The following is a 3,016-nucleotide window of genomic DNA, read 5'->3' on the forward strand; positions in this document are numbered from 1 at the left end:
CAAGACGCGGGAGCAGTTCGACAAGCCGATCGGATCATTCCAGGTCATCCAGCACCGTGCCGTCGACCTCAACGTGATGTGCGAGGTCGCGCAGGCCGGAGTGCGGGAGGCGCTTGCGCAGATGGACAGCGAAACCGATCCGAAGGTTCGGGCCCCGATTGCCAGCCGCGCCAAAGCGCGCGCCGTCACGGCCGCCAAGAAAATCACCCGCGACGCCATCCAGCTGCACGGGGCCGTCGGGTACACGGATGAGTTCGATATCGGGCTCTACCTGAACCGGGCGCTGGTGCTGTCGGCCTGGTTGGGCGACGATGCCTATCACAGGCGGATATGGTTCGAGGCACGCGAAGCAGAGGGGGCAGCACAATGACCGACTGGAACGCTATGACCGATGCAGAGTTCCGCAAAGAAGTGCGCCAGTTCTTCGAGGCGGAATATCCCGAGGAGCTGCGTCACCTGCCGCACCGACCGAAGTTCGCCGAGATCGAACATTGGCACCGCAAGCTTCACGCCAAGGGCTGGGTCGCGCCAGCCTGGCCCGCTGAATTCGGCGGTATGGGGCTGAACGCCGCCAAGTTGCTGATCTTTTACGAAGAGCAGCAGCGCTGGGGCGTCAATCGCGGCCGCGACATGGGCGTCCAGATGGTCGGGCCGCTGATCATCAAATTCGGCACCCAGGAACAAAAAGATTACTGGCTGCCGCGTATCCTGAGTTGCGAAGATATCTGGTGTCAGGGCTATTCGGAACCCGGCGCCGGGTCCGATCTGGCGAACCTGCGCACACGCGCAGAGATTGACGGCGACGACTTTGTCATCAACGGACAGAAGATCTGGACCACGATGGCGCATGACGCCACGCATATTTTCATGCTGGTGCGCTCCGATCCCGATGCGCCGAAGAAACAGCAGGGCATCAGTTTCCTGCTCGCTCCGATGGATCAACCCGGAGTCGAGGTGCGCACCATCACGACCCTGTCGGGCGAGACCGAGTTTTGCGAGGTCTTCTTTGACAATGCACGGACGCCCCGCGAGAACCTCGTGGGCGAGCTGAACAAGGGTTGGACGATGGCCAAGGCTCTCTTGAGCTTCGAACGCATTTTCATCGGTTCGCCAAGTCTGGCCCAGAACGCTCTGGGACAGCTTGAAAGCTTTGCCCGTGGCCGTGGCGCGTTTGACGATCCGGTGTTCCGTGACCGCTTTGCCCAGGCGGCACTGGATGTGGAAGATCATGCCGCGCTTTATGCCCGTTTTGCAGATCAGCTCAAACGTGGCGAGACGCTCGGTGCGGATGTGTCCATGCTGAAGATTTGGGTGACTGAATGCTTCCAGCGCATCACCGAGCTGATGATCGAAGCAGCCGGTCCCGATGGCGGCTCCATCGGGCCGCTTCAGGTCGGCAACGTAAGTGTCGATGTTCTGGCGAGTTTCTACAAGGCCAGACCTACCACGATCTACGGTGGATCGAACGAAATCCAAAGAAACATCCTGTCCAAGGCCGTCCTGGGACTGCCTGGCTGACTCAATACCCCACGGAGGAAATAGAACCATGTCGGATCGTTATGCAAAATACGATAAACTGAAATTTGACTACCCGGCGGATCGCGTCCTGCGCATCACGTTCGACCGGCCCGAGACATTCAACTCGGTCGATGCCGAAACCCACACTCAGATGACGGACATGTGGATCGATATCGACCGTGACCCAGACATCAATTCGGTCATCGTGACCGGTGCGGGCAAGGCATTTTCCGCCGGGGGTGATTTCAGCCTGATCGAAAACATGATTGGCAATTCGCACGAGATCATGAAGACGTGGAAAGAAGCCAAGGATCTCGTCTATAACATCATCAACTGCAACAAGCCGATCATTTCCGCGATCAATGGCCCTGCGGCCGGCGCAGGCCTTGTGGTTGCCATCCTGGCCGACATCTCGATCGCCGGAAAGAAGGCCAAGATTGTCGATGGTCATCCCCGCCTTGGTGTTGCCGCCGGTGACGTCGCGGCGATTATCTGGCCGCTGCTGACCTCGATGGCCAAGGCGAAATACTATCTGATGACCTGCAAGCCGGTGTCGGGCGAAGAGGCCGAGCGTATCGGTCTGGTATCAATGTGCGTCGAGGATGACGAGCTGCAGCAGATCGCGCTGGATACAGCCGTCGAACTGGCCAACGGCTCGCAAAGCGCGATTCGCTGGACCAAGTATTCGCTGAACAACTGGCTGCGCCAGGCCGGGCCGATCTTTGATGCGTCGACCGCGCTGGAGATGCTTGGCTTCATGAGCGAGGACGTCAAGGAAGGTGTGTTGTCGCACCGCGAGAAGCGCGCGCCGAACTTCCGTAAGGACTGCCCGCTTTAACGCCCGATTGGACGAGGAGGCATGGAAATGTCTGATGATATCTACAAAGATATAGCTCAAGCCTATGCCGCTGCGGCCGAAAAAGCTCCTGGCCTGAAATCGCGATTTACGGCTGCCGGATTCGATCCGGCAGCTGTCACATCGGTGGCGGACCTCTCGCGTCTTCCAGTGATGAAAAAAGAAGAGCTTCTGAAGATCCAGCGCGAGAACCCGCCCTTTGGCGGGTTCCTGGCCTCGGATCTGAAGGATGTCGGGCGGATCTACGTGTCCCCCGGCCCGATTTTCGAACCGGCCCTTTCGGACGGTGGCGGCCACGGCCTTGACCGGCTGTTCAAGGCGGCAGGCGTGGGGCCGGGGGATATCATCCTGAACACCTGGATGTATCATCTGGTGCCCGCGGGGCTTTTGTTCGACGAAGCGGCACAGGCCGCAGGCGCCACGGTGATCCCCGGAGGCGTCGGCAATACGGAGCTTCAGGCACAGATCATCGCCGAAACCGGCGTGACTTCGATCTGCGCTTCGACCGCGTTTTTCCTGACGCTGGCGGACAAGGTGATCGAAACCTATGGCCGCGACGCATGGAAGGTGAAGACAGCCTTCCTCGGCGGTGAGATGGGCGACTGGATGGCCAAGCGCCGCCGGATCGAGGCCGAATACGGC

General features: G+C 59.7%; 4 protein-coding genes. All 4 read left to right on the forward strand.

Translation table 11 applies throughout. The features are described 5' to 3' along the window. Positions 1-370, forward strand: a 370-nt coding sequence (locus tag ACU0FH_RS16610; RefSeq protein WP_446195764.1) for an acyl-CoA dehydrogenase family protein, incomplete at its 5' end; no start/stop codon positions are given. Then, a complete protein-coding gene (locus ACU0FH_RS16615) occupies positions 367-1,518 on the forward strand; it encodes an acyl-CoA dehydrogenase family protein (protein ID WP_152467119.1) in 1,152 nt (383 codons plus the stop codon). The genes ACU0FH_RS16610 and ACU0FH_RS16615, both read left to right, overlap by 4 nt. 28 nt (positions 1,519-1,546) lie before the next feature. Further along, complete coding sequence (locus tag ACU0FH_RS16620) at positions 1,547-2,356, forward strand: enoyl-CoA hydratase/isomerase family protein (protein WP_028095226.1); 810 nt, start codon at positions 1,547-1,549, stop codon at positions 2,354-2,356. Between the two features lie 27 nt (positions 2,357-2,383). After that, on the forward strand, positions 2,384-3,016 hold a 633-nt coding region (locus ACU0FH_RS16625), incomplete at its 3' end, for a phenylacetate--CoA ligase family protein (protein WP_446195765.1).

This window comes from Heliomarina sp., assembly GCF_052826185.1.

Coding starts and splice junctions, on each gene's coding strand:
- ACU0FH_RS16615 (WP_152467119.1), top strand. CDS start 367: ATGACCGACTGGAACGCTATGACCGATGCAGAGTTCCGCAAAGAAGTG.
- ACU0FH_RS16620 (WP_028095226.1), top strand. CDS start 1,547: ATGTCGGATCGTTATGCAAAATACGATAAACTGAAATTTGACTACCCG.